At 60.8% G+C, this 15,347-nt stretch carries 17 protein-coding genes and 1 tRNA gene; 7 read left to right on the forward strand and 11 right to left on the reverse strand.

The window, feature by feature from the left end; all coding sequences use genetic code 11:
* The first annotated feature begins 27 nt into the window (after positions 1–27).
* The 5 genes from PPN31114_RS25345 (at position 28) to PPN31114_RS25365 (ending at position 5,724) form a co-directional block, all read left to right on the forward strand.
* Positions 28–1,305, forward strand: coding sequence for a Rieske 2Fe-2S domain-containing protein (locus PPN31114_RS25345; protein ID WP_150682297.1), 1,278 nt, complete (start codon positions 28–30; stop codon positions 1,303–1,305).
* A gap of 76 nt (positions 1,306–1,381) precedes the next feature.
* The gene (locus PPN31114_RS25350; RefSeq protein ID WP_150682298.1) at positions 1,382–2,401 is read left to right on the forward strand and encodes an amidohydrolase family protein; all 1,020 of its coding nucleotides are present in this window, start codon (positions 1,382–1,384) and stop codon (positions 2,399–2,401) included.
* 18 nt (positions 2,402–2,419) lie between these two features.
* Positions 2,420–3,403 carry a PDR/VanB family oxidoreductase gene (locus tag PPN31114_RS25355; RefSeq protein WP_246182749.1) on the forward strand — a complete coding sequence of 328 codons (984 nt, stop codon included), beginning with the start codon at positions 2,420–2,422 and terminating at the stop codon, positions 3,401–3,403.
* 51 nt (positions 3,404–3,454) lie between these two features.
* Complete coding sequence (locus PPN31114_RS25360) at positions 3,455–4,915, forward strand: aldehyde dehydrogenase family protein (RefSeq protein WP_150682299.1); 1,461 nt, start codon at positions 3,455–3,457, stop codon at positions 4,913–4,915.
* Positions 4,916–4,944: 29 nt separating this feature from the next.
* On the forward strand, positions 4,945–5,724 hold the full coding sequence (locus PPN31114_RS25365; protein ID WP_217426991.1) for an HD domain-containing protein: 780 nt from the start codon (positions 4,945–4,947) through the stop codon (positions 5,722–5,724).
* A gap of 113 nt (positions 5,725–5,837) precedes the next feature.
* Here the strand turns inward: PPN31114_RS25365 and PPN31114_RS25370 are convergent.
* The 6 genes from PPN31114_RS25370 to petA form a co-directional block, all read right to left on the reverse strand.
* Positions 5,838–5,913: transfer RNA gene (locus PPN31114_RS25370), tRNA-Thr, on the reverse strand.
* Positions 5,914–6,038: 125 nt separating this feature from the next.
* Positions 6,039–6,500: a ClpXP protease specificity-enhancing factor gene (locus PPN31114_RS25375; RefSeq protein WP_150682300.1), complete on the reverse strand. Its 462-nt coding sequence runs from the start codon at positions 6,498–6,500 to the stop codon at positions 6,039–6,041.
* Positions 6,501–6,598: 98 nt separating this feature from the next.
* Complete coding sequence (locus PPN31114_RS25380) at positions 6,599–7,210, reverse strand: glutathione S-transferase N-terminal domain-containing protein (protein ID WP_150682301.1); 612 nt, start codon at positions 7,208–7,210, stop codon at positions 6,599–6,601.
* 83 nt (positions 7,211–7,293) lie between these two features.
* A complete protein-coding gene (locus PPN31114_RS25385; RefSeq protein ID WP_150682302.1) occupies positions 7,294–8,013 on the reverse strand; it encodes a cytochrome c1 in 720 nt (239 codons plus the stop codon).
* 29 nt (positions 8,014–8,042) lie between these two features.
* Positions 8,043–9,428, reverse strand: coding sequence for a cytochrome b (locus tag PPN31114_RS25390; protein ID WP_150682303.1), 1,386 nt, complete (start codon positions 9,426–9,428; stop codon positions 8,043–8,045).
* 2 nt (positions 9,429–9,430) lie between these two features.
* Positions 9,431–10,045, reverse strand: a complete 615-nt coding sequence (gene petA / locus PPN31114_RS25395; RefSeq protein WP_150682382.1) for a ubiquinol-cytochrome c reductase iron-sulfur subunit — start codon at positions 10,043–10,045, stop codon at positions 9,431–9,433.
* 306 nt (positions 10,046–10,351) lie between these two features.
* Between petA and mscL the strand changes: the two genes are divergently transcribed.
* Positions 10,352–10,798 (forward strand): large conductance mechanosensitive channel protein MscL, encoded by a 447-nt coding sequence (mscL, locus tag PPN31114_RS25400; protein ID WP_150682304.1) that lies wholly within the window; start codon positions 10,352–10,354, stop codon positions 10,796–10,798.
* 58 nt (positions 10,799–10,856) lie between these two features.
* On the opposite strand, the gene PPN31114_RS25405 is transcribed toward mscL, so the two are convergent.
* On the reverse strand, positions 10,857–11,606 hold the full coding sequence (locus PPN31114_RS25405) for a Nif3-like dinuclear metal center hexameric protein (protein ID WP_150682305.1): 750 nt from the start codon (positions 11,604–11,606) through the stop codon (positions 10,857–10,859).
* A gap of 18 nt (positions 11,607–11,624) precedes the next feature.
* On the opposite strand from PPN31114_RS25405, the gene PPN31114_RS25410 reads away from it, so the two are divergent.
* The gene (locus PPN31114_RS25410; protein ID WP_150682306.1) at positions 11,625–12,842 is read left to right on the forward strand and encodes a Do family serine endopeptidase; all 1,218 of its coding nucleotides are present in this window, start codon (positions 11,625–11,627) and stop codon (positions 12,840–12,842) included.
* Between the two features lie 145 nt (positions 12,843–12,987).
* On the opposite strand, the gene tatC is transcribed toward PPN31114_RS25410, so the two are convergent.
* The 4 genes from tatC to PPN31114_RS25430 form a co-directional block, all read right to left on the reverse strand.
* Positions 12,988–13,782 carry a twin-arginine translocase subunit TatC gene (gene tatC / locus PPN31114_RS25415; protein WP_150682307.1) on the reverse strand — a complete coding sequence of 265 codons (795 nt, stop codon included), beginning with the start codon at positions 13,780–13,782 and terminating at the stop codon, positions 12,988–12,990.
* A 65-nt stretch (positions 13,783–13,847) separates the two neighbouring features.
* On the reverse strand, positions 13,848–14,390 hold the full coding sequence (gene tatB / locus PPN31114_RS25420; protein ID WP_150682308.1) for a Sec-independent protein translocase protein TatB: 543 nt from the start codon (positions 14,388–14,390) through the stop codon (positions 13,848–13,850).
* Positions 14,391–14,402: 12 nt separating this feature from the next.
* The gene (tatA, locus tag PPN31114_RS25425) at positions 14,403–14,645 is read right to left on the reverse strand and encodes a Sec-independent protein translocase subunit TatA (protein ID WP_150682309.1); all 243 of its coding nucleotides are present in this window, start codon (positions 14,643–14,645) and stop codon (positions 14,403–14,405) included.
* A gap of 288 nt (positions 14,646–14,933) precedes the next feature.
* The gene (locus PPN31114_RS25430; protein WP_150682310.1) at positions 14,934–15,308 is read right to left on the reverse strand and encodes a histidine triad nucleotide-binding protein; all 375 of its coding nucleotides are present in this window, start codon (positions 15,306–15,308) and stop codon (positions 14,934–14,936) included.
* Positions 15,309–15,347: the final 39 nt, after the last annotated feature.

A 15,347-nucleotide genomic window follows, 5' to 3' on the forward strand; every position in this document is an offset into this window, starting at 1 on the left:
GTCGGCCCCACCTGCAAGGAGGCAGGCATGCTTTCCAGGCAAGACAACGAAACCCTCACCCGCGTTGGCCCCGGCACGCCCATGGGCGAACTGTTCCGCCGCTTCTGGCTGCCCGCGCTGCTCTCCGACGAGATCGCCGAGCGTGACGGCGCCCCCGTGCGCTTGCGCTTGTTGTGCGAAGACCTCGTCGCGTTTCGCGATACCGAAGGACGCGTGGGCATCGTGGACGCGTACTGCGCTCACCGCCGCGCCGGCCTCTTCTTCGGCCGTAACGAAGACTGCGGCTTGCGTTGCGTTTATCACGGCTGGAAGTTCGATGTGAACGGACAGTGCGTGGAGATGCCCTCCGAGCCGCACGAGAATCCGCAAACGCATAACGTGCGGATCAAGGCGTATCTCACGGCCGAGCGCAACGGTGTGGTGTGGGTGTACATGGGGCCGCGCGAGTCGGTGCCCGCGTTGCCGGACTTCGAATGGTCGCGGCTGCCCGAGCGGCAGCACACGGCGACCAAGCGCCTGCAATCGTGCAATTGGGCGCAGGCCGTCGAAGGCGGGATCGATTCGAGCCATATCTCGTTCCTGCACAGCCGCACCGAACCGGTGGCAGGGGCGCCGAGCAATCGCTATCACGCGTCAGACCGTCATCCGGTGTTCGAAGTCAGCGACGCCGGGCATGGCCTCGTGATCGCGGCACGCCGTCATGCCGAACCCGGCACGTACTACTGGCGCGTCACGCAATTCCTGCTGCCCTGCTACACGATGATTCCGCCCGTAGGCAATTTTGCGGAGTCCAGCCAAGAGCCGTATGACGGTCACGCCTGGGTGCCCATCGATGACGAGACCACGTGGACGTGGTCGTTCAGCGCAAGCCCTGCGCGTGCGTATCGCGACGAGGAAGTCGCGTTTCGCGGTGGACGTCAGGGCTTCTGGGGCCCCGTCGACGACGGCTACCAGCCGTTGCTGCATCGGGGCAACGACTATGCCATCGACCGGACGCGACAGCGCACGTCCAACTTCACCGGCATCGAGGGCATCCCGAATCAGGACGCCGCCGTGCAGGAAAGCATGGGGCCCATCGTCGATCGGTCGCAGGAGCGGCTGGGCGCGTCCGATCGCGGCATCGTGCGCTTTCGCCGGTTGATGCTGGGTCTGGCGCGCGATCTCGCACAAGGGCAGGCGCCCGCCTGTGCGTCCGACGGCGCGGTCTATAACGTTCGTCCCGTGTCGATGCTGCTGCCGCAGGAAACACCCGTGCTCGAAGGCGCAGCCGCATTACTGCGCGGGGCACCTAGGCAGGCGTCTTGACGACGCGCCGCACAAACGAATTGCGCAATTCCTTTTTCCATCGCAACGCCGTTCCAACCTGACACCGGAGTTCAGCATGATCATCGATTGCCATGCCCACGTAAGCGCACCGACCGAACTGTGGGCCTATAAGGCCAGCCTGCTGGCGAGCCGTGGCTCGCACGGCCGCGGGCGCATCAATGTTTCCGACGACGAGATTCGCGCCGCCGCCAATCGCGCAGAGACGTGGCCGAAGGGGCATCTCGATTACATTCGCGATCACGGCACCGACCTGCAACTGGTCTCGCCGCGCCCTTTCCAGTTGATGCAATCGGAGAAGCCCGCGAAGCTGGTGCACTGGTTCACCGAAGAATGCAACAACATCATCTATCGCCAGACGCAACTGTTCCCGCAGACGTTCGCCGGTGTCGCCGGTTTGCCGCAAACGGCAGGCGACCCCATCGAACAGGCCCTGCCCGAGCTCGAGCGTTGCATCAACGAACTGGGCTTTGCCGGGTGTCTGCTCAACCCCGATCCGTTCGAGAACGGTGTCGCCGAAGCGCCGCCGCTGGGTGATCGTTACTGGTATCCGCTGTACGAAAAGTTGTGCGAGCTGGATGTCCCCGCGCACATTCACGGCACCGGATCGCGCTCGGAACGCGTGCCGTACTCGTTGCACTTCATCAATGAAGAGACGATTGCCGTGTTCGGCCTGGTGAACTCCGACGTGTTCAAGGACTTCCCGAATCTGAAGATCGTCGTGAGCCATGGTGGCGGTGCTGTGCCCTATCAGATTGGCCGCTTCGACGCACCGACGCTGCGCCGCCCGAACGGTCAGCGCTTCTCGGAGCGTCTGCGCAATTTGTATTTCGACACCGTGCTGTACACCGAAGAGGCGCTTTCGCTGCTCATCAAAACGGTTGGGGTCGATCGCTGCCTGTTTGGCACGGAATGCCCCGGCGTCGGCTCGGCGGTCAATCCGGCGACGGGCCGCTCGATGGACGACGTGCGCTCGCTCATCGACAAGCTCGACTGGCTGAGCGCAGACGACCGCCGCAAGATCTATGAGGACAACGCGCGTCACGTCTTCCGTCTGCCCGCCAAGGTCGCGGCATAACCGGCTGCGGGCGACGCCATGAACATGTCCGACTTCACCGACACGCTAATCGTTAACGTCGCGCGACGCGAGCAGGAGACGGCCGCTATTGCCGTCTTTGAATTGCATGCGTCTGGCGACAGCGCGCTGCCGCCGTTCACGGCTGGCGCTCATATCGAGTTGTTCCTGCGCGACGGATTATCGCGATGCTATTCGCTACTCAACGATCCGGGCGAGCGGCATCGCTATGTCATTGGCGTGAACCACGATCCGGCCAGCCGTGGCGGCTCGGCTTTCGTGCACGAGCATCTGCACGAAGGCGCGATGCTCAAGATCAGTGCGCCGCGCAATCACTTCCCGCTCGACGAGACCGCCGCGAGCACCGGACATACCGTGCTCGTGGCTGGGGGGATCGGGGTCACGCCGTTGTTGTCGATGGCCGCGCGTCTTGAAGCCATGCAACGCCCTTGGACGCTGCATTACTGCGCACGTAGTCGGGAGACTGCGGCGTTCGCGGCGCGGCTGGAGCGCAGCGCTTTCGCACACGGGCGCGTCGAGTGGCACTTCGACCGTGCGCCGGGACAGGGGTCGCTCGACCTCGGGCGGCTTGTCGATGACGTGTCCGCTGGCACGCATCTGTATTGCTGCGGACCGTCGCCGATGTTGAAGGCGTTCGAGGCGGAGGTGGCACGTCGCCCCGATTGCCACGGACATGTGGAGTATTTCGCGGGCGTTGGCGCGCCCGAAGGTTCCGCTGGGCAATACGAAGTGATGCTCGCCAAGAGCGGAAAGATTGTCGTGGTCAAGCCGGGAAAAACGATGCTCGATGCGTTGCTCGACGCCGGTGTGGACGCCCCGTATTCTTGTCGCGAAGGCGTTTGCGGGACGTGCGAAGTCGGTGTACTCGAAGGCACACCCGAGCATCGCGACCTCGTGTTGAGTCAAGACGAACGGGCCAGCGGTCGCACCGTCATGACCTGCTGCTCCGGCTGCCGGGGCGACCGACTGGTGCTCGATCTGTAGCAACGCCTATCACTATCAATGCGTCCGGAACAGGACGCTGGAGGAGACGTCATGCAAAGCGGTTTCACTCATACCATCGACGGTCGCGGCGAGCCGAGCGACACCTCGTTCGATGTCATCAATCCGGGGACAGGCGCGCCGTTTGCCGCGTGTCCGGATGCGTCTCGCGATCAACTGGATCGTGCCGTGGCGGCTGCGCGTCGTGCGTTCGGTACGTGGCGCGAGACTACGCCTGCCGAGCGGCGGGACATGCTGCGTGGATTTGCCGAGGCGCTCAAGGGGCGAAGCAAGGAAATCGCCACGTTGCTGACTCGCGAGCAAGGCAAGCCGTTTGCGCGGGCGCAGGATGAGCTCAATCGTGCGTTCGCCAATCTGGAAGGGCTGCTGGCGATCGATCTGAAACCCGAGTTGTTGCGCGATAACGAGCGTGGTCACGTCGAGTTGCAATATCACCCGCTTGGGGTCGTCGGCGCGATTACGCCGTGGAATGTGCCCGTGTTGCTCGCGTTGCCGAAGATCACGCAGTCGCTCTACACGGGTAACACCATCGTGCTCAAGCCGTCGCCGTACACACCGCTCACTACGCTGCTTATTGGCGAGATCGCGCGCGAGCATTTCCCGCCCGGTGTGGTGAACGTCGTCGCCGGGGGGAATGATCTGGGCGCTTGGATGACGGAGCATCCGGGCATCGACAAGATTTCGTTCACTGGGTCTGTTGCGACCGGTAAGCGGGTGATGGCGAGTGCGGCCAGCACGCTCAAGCGCGTGACGCTGGAGCTTGGCGGCAACGATGCGGCGATCGTGCTCGATGACATCGATGTGAAGGCACTCGCGCCGCGTCTGTTCTGGGCTGCGTTCGGGAACAGCGGTCAGATTTGCATGGCGATCAAGCGTTTGTATGTTCATGAGAAGGTTTATGACGCTTTGTGTGACGCGTTGGTGGAGATCGCACGCCGGGTGAAAGTTGGTGAAGGCTTCGAAGAGGGTGTGCTGATGGGACCGGTGCAGAACCGCATGCAGTACGAGCGAGTGCTGGAACTCATCGAGGACACGCGACGCCAGGACGCACGTATTTTGTGTGGCGGCGAAGCGTTGCCGCGCGCTGGGTATTTCATTGCGCCGACCATCGTGGCGGATATCGCCGAGGGGACGCGACTGGTGGACGAGGAACCGTTCGGGCCGGTGCTGCCAGTGATTCGGTTCAGCGATGTGGATGATGTGGTGCGGCGCGCGAATAGCACGCGTTTCGGACTGTCCGGGTCGGTTTGGAGTGCGGATCCTGCGCGTGCGCGAGCGATTGCGCAACGGCTCGAAGTGGGCACGGCGTGGATTAATCACCACGTCGGCGTGGAATACGACGTGCCGTTCGGTGGCACGAAAGAGTCGGGTATCGGGCGTGAGTACGGCGCGCAAGGGCTGAAGAATTACACCGAGACGCGGGCGGTGAGTGTGCCGGTTTTGCCGCCGATGGCGCCGATGGCCCCTGCGGCCCCTACCGCCCCGCAGCGCTGAGCGCGCGTACGAATCGTTCAGGAGAGGATATGTCCACTACGAATGCGCCGGGGCACCCCGGTATGAGTCTTTCAGCACGCGCCGATGCGTTAGAACATCGGATGATCGAGGAGCTCGACTGCAAGATCGTTCGCTCAGTGATTTTCACCTCGGGCGATCGCGATCCGACAGCACCGATCATGCCGCCGCCGGGCGGAAAACCCGATCCGCGGCACTTTCTAATGGGTGACGATCCGCGTCTGCAAAAGATGCCGGAACGCCCCACGCTGCTTGATTTCTTCCGTCATCGGTTTGCACCCGCGAATCACCTGCTGCAAAGCGCTACGCACGCGCTGAAGGCTGGGCATGACGAGAAGACGATTCTGGCCTGTCTGCTGCACGACATCAGCGTGTCAGGGTTCATTCGCGCCGATCACGGCTATTGGGGAGCGCAGTTGATTGCGCCGTATGTCGATGAGGAAGTCAGTTGGGCGATTCGGTATCACCAGGCGCTGCGGTTCTTTCCGGATGCTTTTGTCGGCTACGACTATCCTGAAGCGTATATCCGGTACTTTGGCGGGGATTATGAGCCGGAAGACTACGTTAAGGCGGACTGGGAGTACGCGCGGAATCACAAGTGGTATATGACTAGCCGACTGATCACGCTGAATGACATCTATTCGTTCGACCCGAACGCCGAAGTGAGCTGGGATCCGTTTATTGACATCATCGGACGGCATTTTAAACAGCCGAAGGAAGGGCTCGGGTTCGACGGATCAGCGTCGGCGCATATGTGGCGGACTATTATCTGGCCGACGAAGTTTTTGTGATGGGGTGAGAGGCGGCGGGGCTTTTGATATGGAGCCGCCGCTGCTCGTCAGGCTATTGACGGTGTAAACGCAAAAGGGGTTACGTGAAAATCACGTAACCCCTTTGCTTTATTTGGTGCCGGCTGCAGGACTCGAACCCGCCACCTGATGATTACAAATCAACTGCTCTACCAGATGAGCTAAGCCGGCGAAGTCGCACATTGTAACCGATTCATCGGTCGTTGCGACTACCTGTCAGTGCAAAATCCTTCACAACTTCGGCCGTTTGGGGGAACGCTCAGAAAGCACCGCCCCACCCGTTCGCACGCTGCGAATTACTTCACCACCTTCAGGTGGCCACGCGGCGCATTACCGCCCGCAGCCCCGTTGCCGCCAGGACGCGGCGGCTCCGGATCGTCCTCTGCCGACTCGGGCGACGACGGCACCGATTCCAACTCCGGTCCCGCCTCCGCCTGTGCCTGCTTATCCACCGGGAATGCCATCCCCTGGCCATTCTCGCGTGCGTAAATCGCCAACACGTTCGGCACCTGCACCTCAACCTTCTGCGAGATGCCGCCAAAGCGGGCGCTAAATTCAATCCAGTCGTTGCCCATCTGGAGTCCGCTCGTGGCGTCGAAGCTGATGTTCAGCACGATCTCGCCATCTTTCACAAACTCGCGCGGTACCCGGGTCTTGGCATCGACATGCACGGCCAAATACGGCGTGTACCCGTTATCGGTACACCACTCGTACAGCGCGCGCAGTAAATAAGGCTTGGTAGACGTTTCAGGAGGCATAAGACATTGCGCTCCCCACGGGCAGCCAGCCTGCCAACTTCAGCAGGCCAGCCCGCGCCAGCGGGGAATCGACACATTGGCGACGCATAGGCGACGTTTTAACGACGCATGACCTTTTCGGACGGCGTCAGTGCTTCAATGTACGCCGGACGGCTGAAAATACGCTCGGCATACTTCATCAACGGGGCAGCATTCTTCGACAACTCAATGCCGTAGTGATCCAGACGCCACAACAGCGGCGCAATCGCCACGTCCAGCATCGAGAACTCTTCGCCCAGCATGTACTTGTTCTTCAAGAAGATCGGTGCCAATTGCGTCAGACGATCGCGAATCGACAGGCGAGCCTTCTCGTGATTCTTGTCCGCTGCACGGCCCTTTTCGTTCTCGAGCGTGCTCACATGCACGAACAGCTCTTTCTCGAAATTGAACAGGAACAGGCGCGCACGCGCACGCTGCACCGGGTCTGCCGGCATCAACTGCGGATGCGGGAAACGCTCGTCAATGTACTCATTGATGATGTTCGATTCGTACAGAATCAGATCGCGCTCGACAAGAATCGGCACCTGACCGTACGGATTCATCACCGCAATGTCTTCCGGCTTGTTGAACAGATCGACGTCACGGATCTCAAAATCCATGCCTTTTTCGAACAGGACCAGCCGGCAACGCTGGGAGAAGGGGCAGGTCGTGCCCGAGTACAAAACCATCATAGCGCGTCTTCCTTAAAAACCAACGGGGCCGGGGTGGGAAACCGACGCTTCCCTGACCCTGGCCCCGTCGTACAGACGTTATTTTACTTCACGTCCTTCCAATAGGCCGCATTCAGGCGCCAGGCAAGCACCGTAAAGAGTCCCAAGAACAACAAAACCCAGACGCCAAGCTGCCGACGCGTACGCTGCGCCGGCTCCGACATCCAATCCAGATAAGATACCAGATCAGCCATGGCAGAATCGAATTCCACCGGTTTCATGGTCCCCTGCGTGATCTGCACGAACTGTGCCGGGCCATGTTCCGCGCCCTCCACATGCTTGATTCCACGCTGTCCCTGCAACTGCCAGAACGGGTTCGGCATGCCCACATTCGGGAACGCCACGTTGTTCCAGCCCGTCGGACGCGTATCGTCACGATAGAACGTGCGCAGGTACGTATACAGCCAGTCCGTCCCCCGCGCCCGCGCCTCCACCGACAAATCCGGCGGCGCCGAACCAAACCAGTCCTTCGCGTCCGCCGAGCGCATCGCCACGGTCATCGTCTCGCCAATCTTGTCGGTCGTGAACAGCAGATTGTTCTTGATCTCCGCCTCCGACAACCCCAGATCCTTGAGACGCGAATACCGCATCGATGCCGCCGAATGGCAGTTCAAACAGTAATTCACGAACAGTTTGGCCCCGCGTTGCAGCGACGCCAGATCGTCCACGCGATTGGGCGCCGAATCGAGCTGTCCGCCCTCTTCCGCCATGGCCGGCGCCACAAAACCGCTGAGGAGCGCCAGGATGAGCAACAGTTTTTTCATCTTGATATCCCTAGTCGACTTGAGTGCGCTCAATGCGCCGCAAAGGTAACGCGCTCCGGCACCGGCTTGAACGTGCCGCGTTTGCTCCAGATCGGCATCAGCCAGAAGAATCCGAAGTAATACAGCGCGCCAATTTGCGAGATCGCAGTCTTCACGGGCGTCGGCTCCTGGATCCCCAGATAACCCAGCACTGCAAAGATGACGACGAGGATACCCAACAACACTTTGTGAAACCCCGGACGGTACCGGATCGACTTCACCAGGCTCTGATCCAGCCACGGCAGGAAGAACAGCGTCACCACCGCGCCGCCCATCACCACCACGCCCCAGAACTTCGCCTCGATCAGGAACATCGCCAGCAACAGCAGCACCACACCGCCGGAACCCGCCACCTTCGTGGTCGCCGCGGCGCGCCCCTTGATCCACCACACCGCCGTCACAATCACGGTCAGCGCCATCAAGATGTGCTTGAAGTCATCGGTCGTCGCACGCAGCATCGAGTAGAACGGCGTGAAGTACCAGACCGGTGCAATGTGCGGCGGCGTCTTGAGCGAGTCGGACGGGATGAAGTTGTTCGCTTCGAGGAAGTACCCCCCCATCGTCGGCGCGAAGAACACGATCGCCGAGAACACCATCAGAAACACCCCCACGCCCATGATGTCGTGCACGGTGTAGTACGGATGGAACGGAATGCCGTCGAGCGGCCGACCGTTGGCGTCCTTCTTGTCCTTGATCTCGATGCCGTCCGGGTTGTTCGAGCCCACTTCGTGCAGCGCAATGATGTGCGCAACGATCAAGCCGATCAGCACCAGCGGAATCGCAATCACGTGGAACGCGAAGAAGCGATTGAGCGTCGCGTCCGAGACGACATAATCGCCACGAATCCACAGCGAGAGGTCCGGACCGATGAACGGAATTGCCGAGAAGAGGTTCACGATCACCTGTGCGCCCCAGTACGACATCTGGCCCCACGGCAGCAGATACCCGAAGAACGCCTCGGCCATCAGGCACAAGAAGATCAGGCAGCCAAACACCCACACCAGCTCGCGCGGCTTACGGTACGAACCGTAGAGCAGCCCGCGGAACATGTGCAGATACACCACCACGAAGAACATCGACGCGCCCGTGGAGTGCATGTAGCGAATGAGCCAGCCCCATGGCACCTCGCGCATGATGTACTCGACCGACGCAAACGCAAGGTTGGCATCCGGCTTGTAGTTCATCACCAGGAAAATGCCGGTGACGATCTGAATCACTAGCACCAGCATGGCCAGCGAGCCGAAGAAATACCAAAAATTGAAGTTCTTAGGGGCGTAGTACTCGGAAGCGTGTTCCTTCCAAAGCTGTGTCAGTGGGAACCGACGATCGATCCAGCCCAGCAAGCCCGTCGTGTCGACCTGTTTGTCGGCGGCCATGGTTACGCTTCTCCTTTTTCGTCTTTACCGATCACGATCTTGGTGTCGTTCACGAACATGAAACGAGGAACGTCGAGATTCTTCGGTGCCGGCTTGTTCTTGAACACGCGGCCCGACATGTCGTACGTGGAACCATGGCACGGGCACAGGAAGCCCGGATCGTGCCCCAGCGCAGGGATGCTGTTGGCTTCGTAGGGGCCCGATGGAATGCAGCCCAGATGGGTGCAGATGCCGACGACAACGAGCAGATCCTTATGCTCGGCACGCGCGCGGAACGCGTTCTTGCAATAGTCGGGCATCGGATAGGAGAACGTCTCCTTGGACTCCGGATCGGCAAGCTCGCCGGTCACTTTGGACAGCGAATCCATTTCCGCCGGCGTGCGGCGCACGATCCACACCGGCAGACCACGCCACGCCACGGTCATCTTTTCACCGGGCTTGAGATTGCTGATATCGGCCTCGACCGGCGCACCGCCTGCCTTGGCGCGCTCAGACGGTTCCAGGGAACTGACGAAAGGAACTAGTGTTGCAACGCCGCCCACGCCTCCAGCTACGGACGTTGCAATCAGCAGATTCCGGCGGCTACTGTCGACGGCCTTTTCTTGATTGTCACTCATCACAAGCCCCACACGGTTGATTTGGTATTTCCGTCAACCTTAAATCATACGCGAGCGTAAATGCCTGAAACAACGGCAAAACGCCCCAGTCTCCTAGTGGTTTTCGCGTATTTTCAAAGGATTAACGTACCCTGCGGGCGGCTGATGCTCACCCGGGGTTTCGCTTCTGGGATGCTGCACGAGAGTCGCTATGATCGCCGCTTTCGTTGACGCGTGCACGACATTTAGTCATCATTTTCCCTGTCTCATCCCGGTGACAGCTACAGTGCGCGCCCCCGGCCCTCATTAAAACAGCGGAGGAATGGCATGAGCTTCATGTCGGAATTCAAGGAATTTGCCGTCAAAGGCAATGTGGTCGATCTGGCCGTCGGTGTGATCATCGGCGCGGCGTTCGGCAAGATCGTCGACTCGGTCGTCAAAGACCTCATCATGCCGATCGTCGGTGCCATCTTCGGCGGTCTCGACTTCTCGAGCAAATTCATCCTGCTCGGCGCCATCCCGCCCGACTTCAAGGGCAACCCCACGTCGTATGCCGATCTGACCAAGGCCGGCGTTGCCGTCTTCGGTTACGGCAACTTCATTACCGTGGCCATCAACTTCATCATTCTGGCGTTCATCATCTTCGTGATGGTCAAGCAGATCAACCGCCTCAAGCGCCCTGCACCGGAAGCCCCGGCAGCACCGGCCGCGACGCCGGAAGACATCGTTCTGCTGCGTGAAATCCGCGACAGCTTGAAGAAGCAGAACGGCTAAGCCCGATGCAACACGCTGTCGGCCGTGCACCTTGCGTGACGGCCGACAGCGGTTCGGCTCAGACCGGGTTCGACAGGTCGAAGAACTTGTGTTCGAGGCCGAAGCGTTCGGCGATGTGCTCGCCCACCGCCCTCGCCCCGCCACGCTCCGTCGCGTGGTGACCCGCCGCCAGATAGCCAACGCCGCTTTCCGCCGCGAGGTGGGTCGTCGGTTCGGACACTTCGCCGCTGATGTAGACGTCCGCACCCGCCGCGATGGCAGCTTCGAAGAAGCCTTGTGCACCGCCCGTGCACCACGCGACCCGACGCACATCACGATCAGCATCGCCCAGCATGAGGGGCGTGCGACCTAATGTCGCAGCCACGTGAGCGGCAAGTGCCCCCAAGGTCGTGGGTTGCGCAGGGGTACCGAGCCATCCGAGCTGATCGGGACCGAAACGTCCGCCATCGTCGGCGAAACCTAACAATTTGCCGAGTTGCGCGTTGTTGCCCAGTTCGGGGTGCGCGTCGAGTGGCAGATGGTAGGCGAACAGGTTGATGTCGTTGTTAATCAACACCCCCAAACGGCGGCGTTTCATTCCGACAACACGGGCATCTTCGTTCTTCCAGAAGTAACCGTGATGGACGATGACGGCATCGGCGCCCCAATCGCGGGCGGCTTCGAGAAACGCCAGGCTGGCAGTCACGCCGCTGGCGATTTTACGGACTTCAGGACGCCCTTCGACCTGTAGGCCGTTCGGGCAGTAATCGCGAAATTGCGCGATTTGCAGGGTATCGTTCAGATACAATTCGAGTTCAACACGATTCATATAAGGTCTCGCTCTTTCATGCTCAGACGCTTCTGGCTACTGTTCGCGCAAGCGGTCACCGTGCTGCTTGCGTTGCTCTTCATCATCGCCACGCTCAAGCCGCAGTGGCTGCAACGCCAGGGTTCGTTCGGCAAACAGTTGGCAAATCCGATCATTGCCCTTCAAGAAGTCGCCCCCAGTCTGTCCGACAAGCCGGCGACCGGCTCCTATGCCGATGGCGCGCAAAAGGCTATGCCCGCGGTCGTCAGCATTTTTTCCAGCAAGGAGCAAAAGCAGAATCGCGACCCGCGCCTCGATGATCCGCTGTTCCGTTACTTCTTCGGCGACGGCGGCGGCACGGTGCGGCAAGACCCGGTCTCGAGCCTCGGCTCGGGCGTGATCGTCAGCAGTGAGGGCTATATTCTCACGAATCATCACGTGGTGGACGGCGCCGACGAGATCGAAGTCGCCCTCGCCGATGGCCGCAAAGCCCGCGCGAAGCTGGTCGGCAGCGACCCCGAGACCGATCTGGCCGTGCTCAAGATCACGCTGGACAACCTGCCCGCCATCACGCTCGGCCGCATGGATCAGGTGCGCGTCGGCGACGTGGTCCTCGCCATCGGCAATCCGTTCGGCGTCGGTCAGACGGTGACGATGGGTATCATCAGCGCGCTTGGCCGTAACCACCTCGATATCAGCACGTTCGAGAACTTCATCCAGACGGATGCGGCCATCAACCCCGGCAACTCGGGCGGCGCGCTGGTCGACGTGAACGGCAATCTGCTCGGCATCAACACGGCGATCTATTCGCGCAGTGGCGGCAACATGGGGATCGGTTTTGCCATTCCGGTGTCGACGGCGCGCTCGGTGCTTGAGAGCATCATCACCAGCGGCACGGTCACGCGCGGCTGGGTCGGGGTCGAGCCGCAGGACATCACGTCCGATATCGCGGAATCGTTCGGTTTGCAGCAGGATTCGGGCGTGATCATCGCCGGTGTCGTGCAAGGCGGACCGGCGGACAAGGCTGGCGTGCAACCGGGCGACATCCTGACCAAGGTCAACGATGAATCGATCCGCGACACGACTGAACTGCTCAACGTCATCGCGCAGATCAAGCCGGGTACGCAGGCGAAGATTCACGTTACGCGCAAGAAGAAAGAACTTGATCTGACGGTCACGATCGGCAAGCGGCCGCCGCCGCCCAAGCGTCCTGCGCAAGACGAGGACGACAACAGCGACGATAACAGCGCTGACTGACGTCAGAACAGATTCGGCGCCGGGTGGCTCCCGGCTGCACCGGATCGAAAGGCACACCGCAATAAAAAAACGGCTGCACGAAAGTGCAGCCGTTTTTGTTTGTGCATCCGAATGCCAGCCCGTCTAGGGCGCCCTGCAAGCCAGCTTACGACGCCGTCTTCTCGCTTTCTTCGCCGTCTTTCCCGTCTTCCGTCTGCCCTTGCTTAACGAACAGTCGGACAGCAATCAGCCCCAGTTCGTAAAGGATACAGAGCGGCACGGCAAGCATGAGCTGCGACAGAATGTCCGGCGGCGTCACGACAGCCGCCAGCACAAACGCCCCAACGACGACATAGGGACGGATCTGCTTGAGCTTGGCGAGGCTCACCACGCCCATGCGCGCCAGCACCACGACGACCACCGGCACTTCGAAGGTCACCCCGAACGCCATGAACATCGTTAAGACAAAACTTAGGTAATTGTCGATATCGGTGTTCATCTCCGCGCCAAGCGGCGCGTTGTAGTGCGCGATGAAGTGGAACACCGTCGGGAACACGAGGAAATACGCGAACGCCATGCCGATCAGAAACAGCGAGTAGCTGCTGATCACCAGCGGCATCACCAGCTTCTTTTCGTGCTGATACAGCCCCGGGGCGATAAACGCCCAGATCTGATAGAGCACGATCGGCAATGCGATCACGAAGGCGACCATCAACGTGACTTTCATCGGCACGAAGAACGAGCCGGTGATGTCCGTCACGATCAGCTTGCCGTCGGCCGGCAGCGATTGCGTGAGGGGACGGGCGAGCAGGCGGAAGATGTCCGGCGCCCAATACACGAGCGAGAGAAACACCACGATCACCGAAGCGCCCGCGCGAATGATGCGGTTGCGCAGCTCGATCAGGTGCGAGATGAATGTCTCTTCGGTGCCCCCGTCAGGGGTTTGCTTGTCGTCGCTCACGTCGACTTATCCAGGAATGAGGCCAGTACGGCGCAAGGTGGCGGGAAGTAAGGTGCGCAGGCGCCTCAGAAGAACTTGACCGGCCGGCGCAGTTTGGCCGGCGTATGACGCGCGACGCGTGCTGCGCCCGATTGCACTTTCGTGCGCGTGGCGCTCGCCTGCTTGAACCACACCGGCGTTGCATTCCGACGTACGCGCCAGTTGCGGCGCTTGGTCGACGCTCGAATACCGGGCGTAATGACCGGTTCGGCGAGGTAGCTGTCGGAATACCCGGTCGCGGCATCGGTGCCACCCCCGGCCATCTCGCTCGACGTCGTGCCCGTGGCGCTCGCCCAGGCTTCGTTAAGCGAGGATTCCTGCTCATGCAGATGCTTCTGAACGGTGCTCTGGGCGCTGCGTGCCGCGTCCTCGAACTGGCTTCGCATATTACGAAGTTCGTCGAGCTCCATCTCGCGGCTCACCTCGGCCTTCACATCGTTGATGTAACGCTGGGCGCGGCCAAACAGCGCGCCTGCCGTGCGGGCCACCTTCGGCAGGCGTTCAGGACCGATCACGACCAGCGCCACAACGCCGATCAGCATCAGTTTGGAAAGGCCGAGATCGATCATGTCGACGCCGACTTAGCCTTGCTTGTTGCTGCTCGTGTCCTTGGCCTGCACGTCGATGGTCGTCGAATCGCGCAGTTCCTTGGCCGTCGTCGGGTCTTCCTTGGCGGCCGGCGTTTCGCCTTCCTTCATGCCGTCCTTGAAGCCCTTGACCGCACCGCCGAGGTCGCTGCCCATGTTACGCAGCTTCTTGGTGCCGAAAACCATCATCACGATCACCAGCACGATCAGCCAGTGCCAAATACTCAACGAACCCATGACCACTCTCCTTGCGTAACTCGCCCCGGCCGCCGTGCGGCGAGGGGTCTTATCGGACGATGTCGCCCGATGCGTTGTATTTGCCCCGAGTGCGACGCGATGTGCCCCATTGTGGCACATCGAGCGTCACGTCCAGCATCGTAACCGCGTCGGACGCCGGGTAGAAATAAATGTTTCGTGAAACCTTTTCCGATGCGGTGTCGATGCATCGTATGCCCGTGAATTGCAGTGATTTTTCGCTGAACTCGCGCTTCACTCGCACTTCACCCGCATTTCACATCCTCTGGCTTACATGCGCTTCCACGGCCGCGGTCCGGCCAGAATATGCATGTGCAGATGATAAACCTCTTGCCCGCCACCCGGGCCGTTGTTCACCACCACCCGGAAGCCGTTACCGTCAACGTTCTCGGGGTCGCCGTCGTAGCGATAACCTTGTTCGGCGGCCAGCTTCGGGGCCAGCAGCAGCATCTTGCCGAGCAGCGCCTGATCTTCAGGCTGACAGTCCTGCAACGTGGCGATGTGCTTGCGCGGCACCATGAGCAAATGCATATCGGCCGCCGGGTTGATGTCCTTGAACACAATCACGTCGTCGTCGGCGTACACCTGTGTGCTCGGGATCTGCCCGGCGACGATTTTGCAGAAGATACAGTTGTCTTGCGTCATGCTGATGTCGTCCTCTCCAATGCCTCGATGCGGGTGGGC

This window comes from Pandoraea pneumonica (assembly GCF_902459645.1).
GTDB lineage: Bacteria > Pseudomonadota > Gammaproteobacteria > Burkholderiales > Burkholderiaceae > Pandoraea > Pandoraea pneumonica.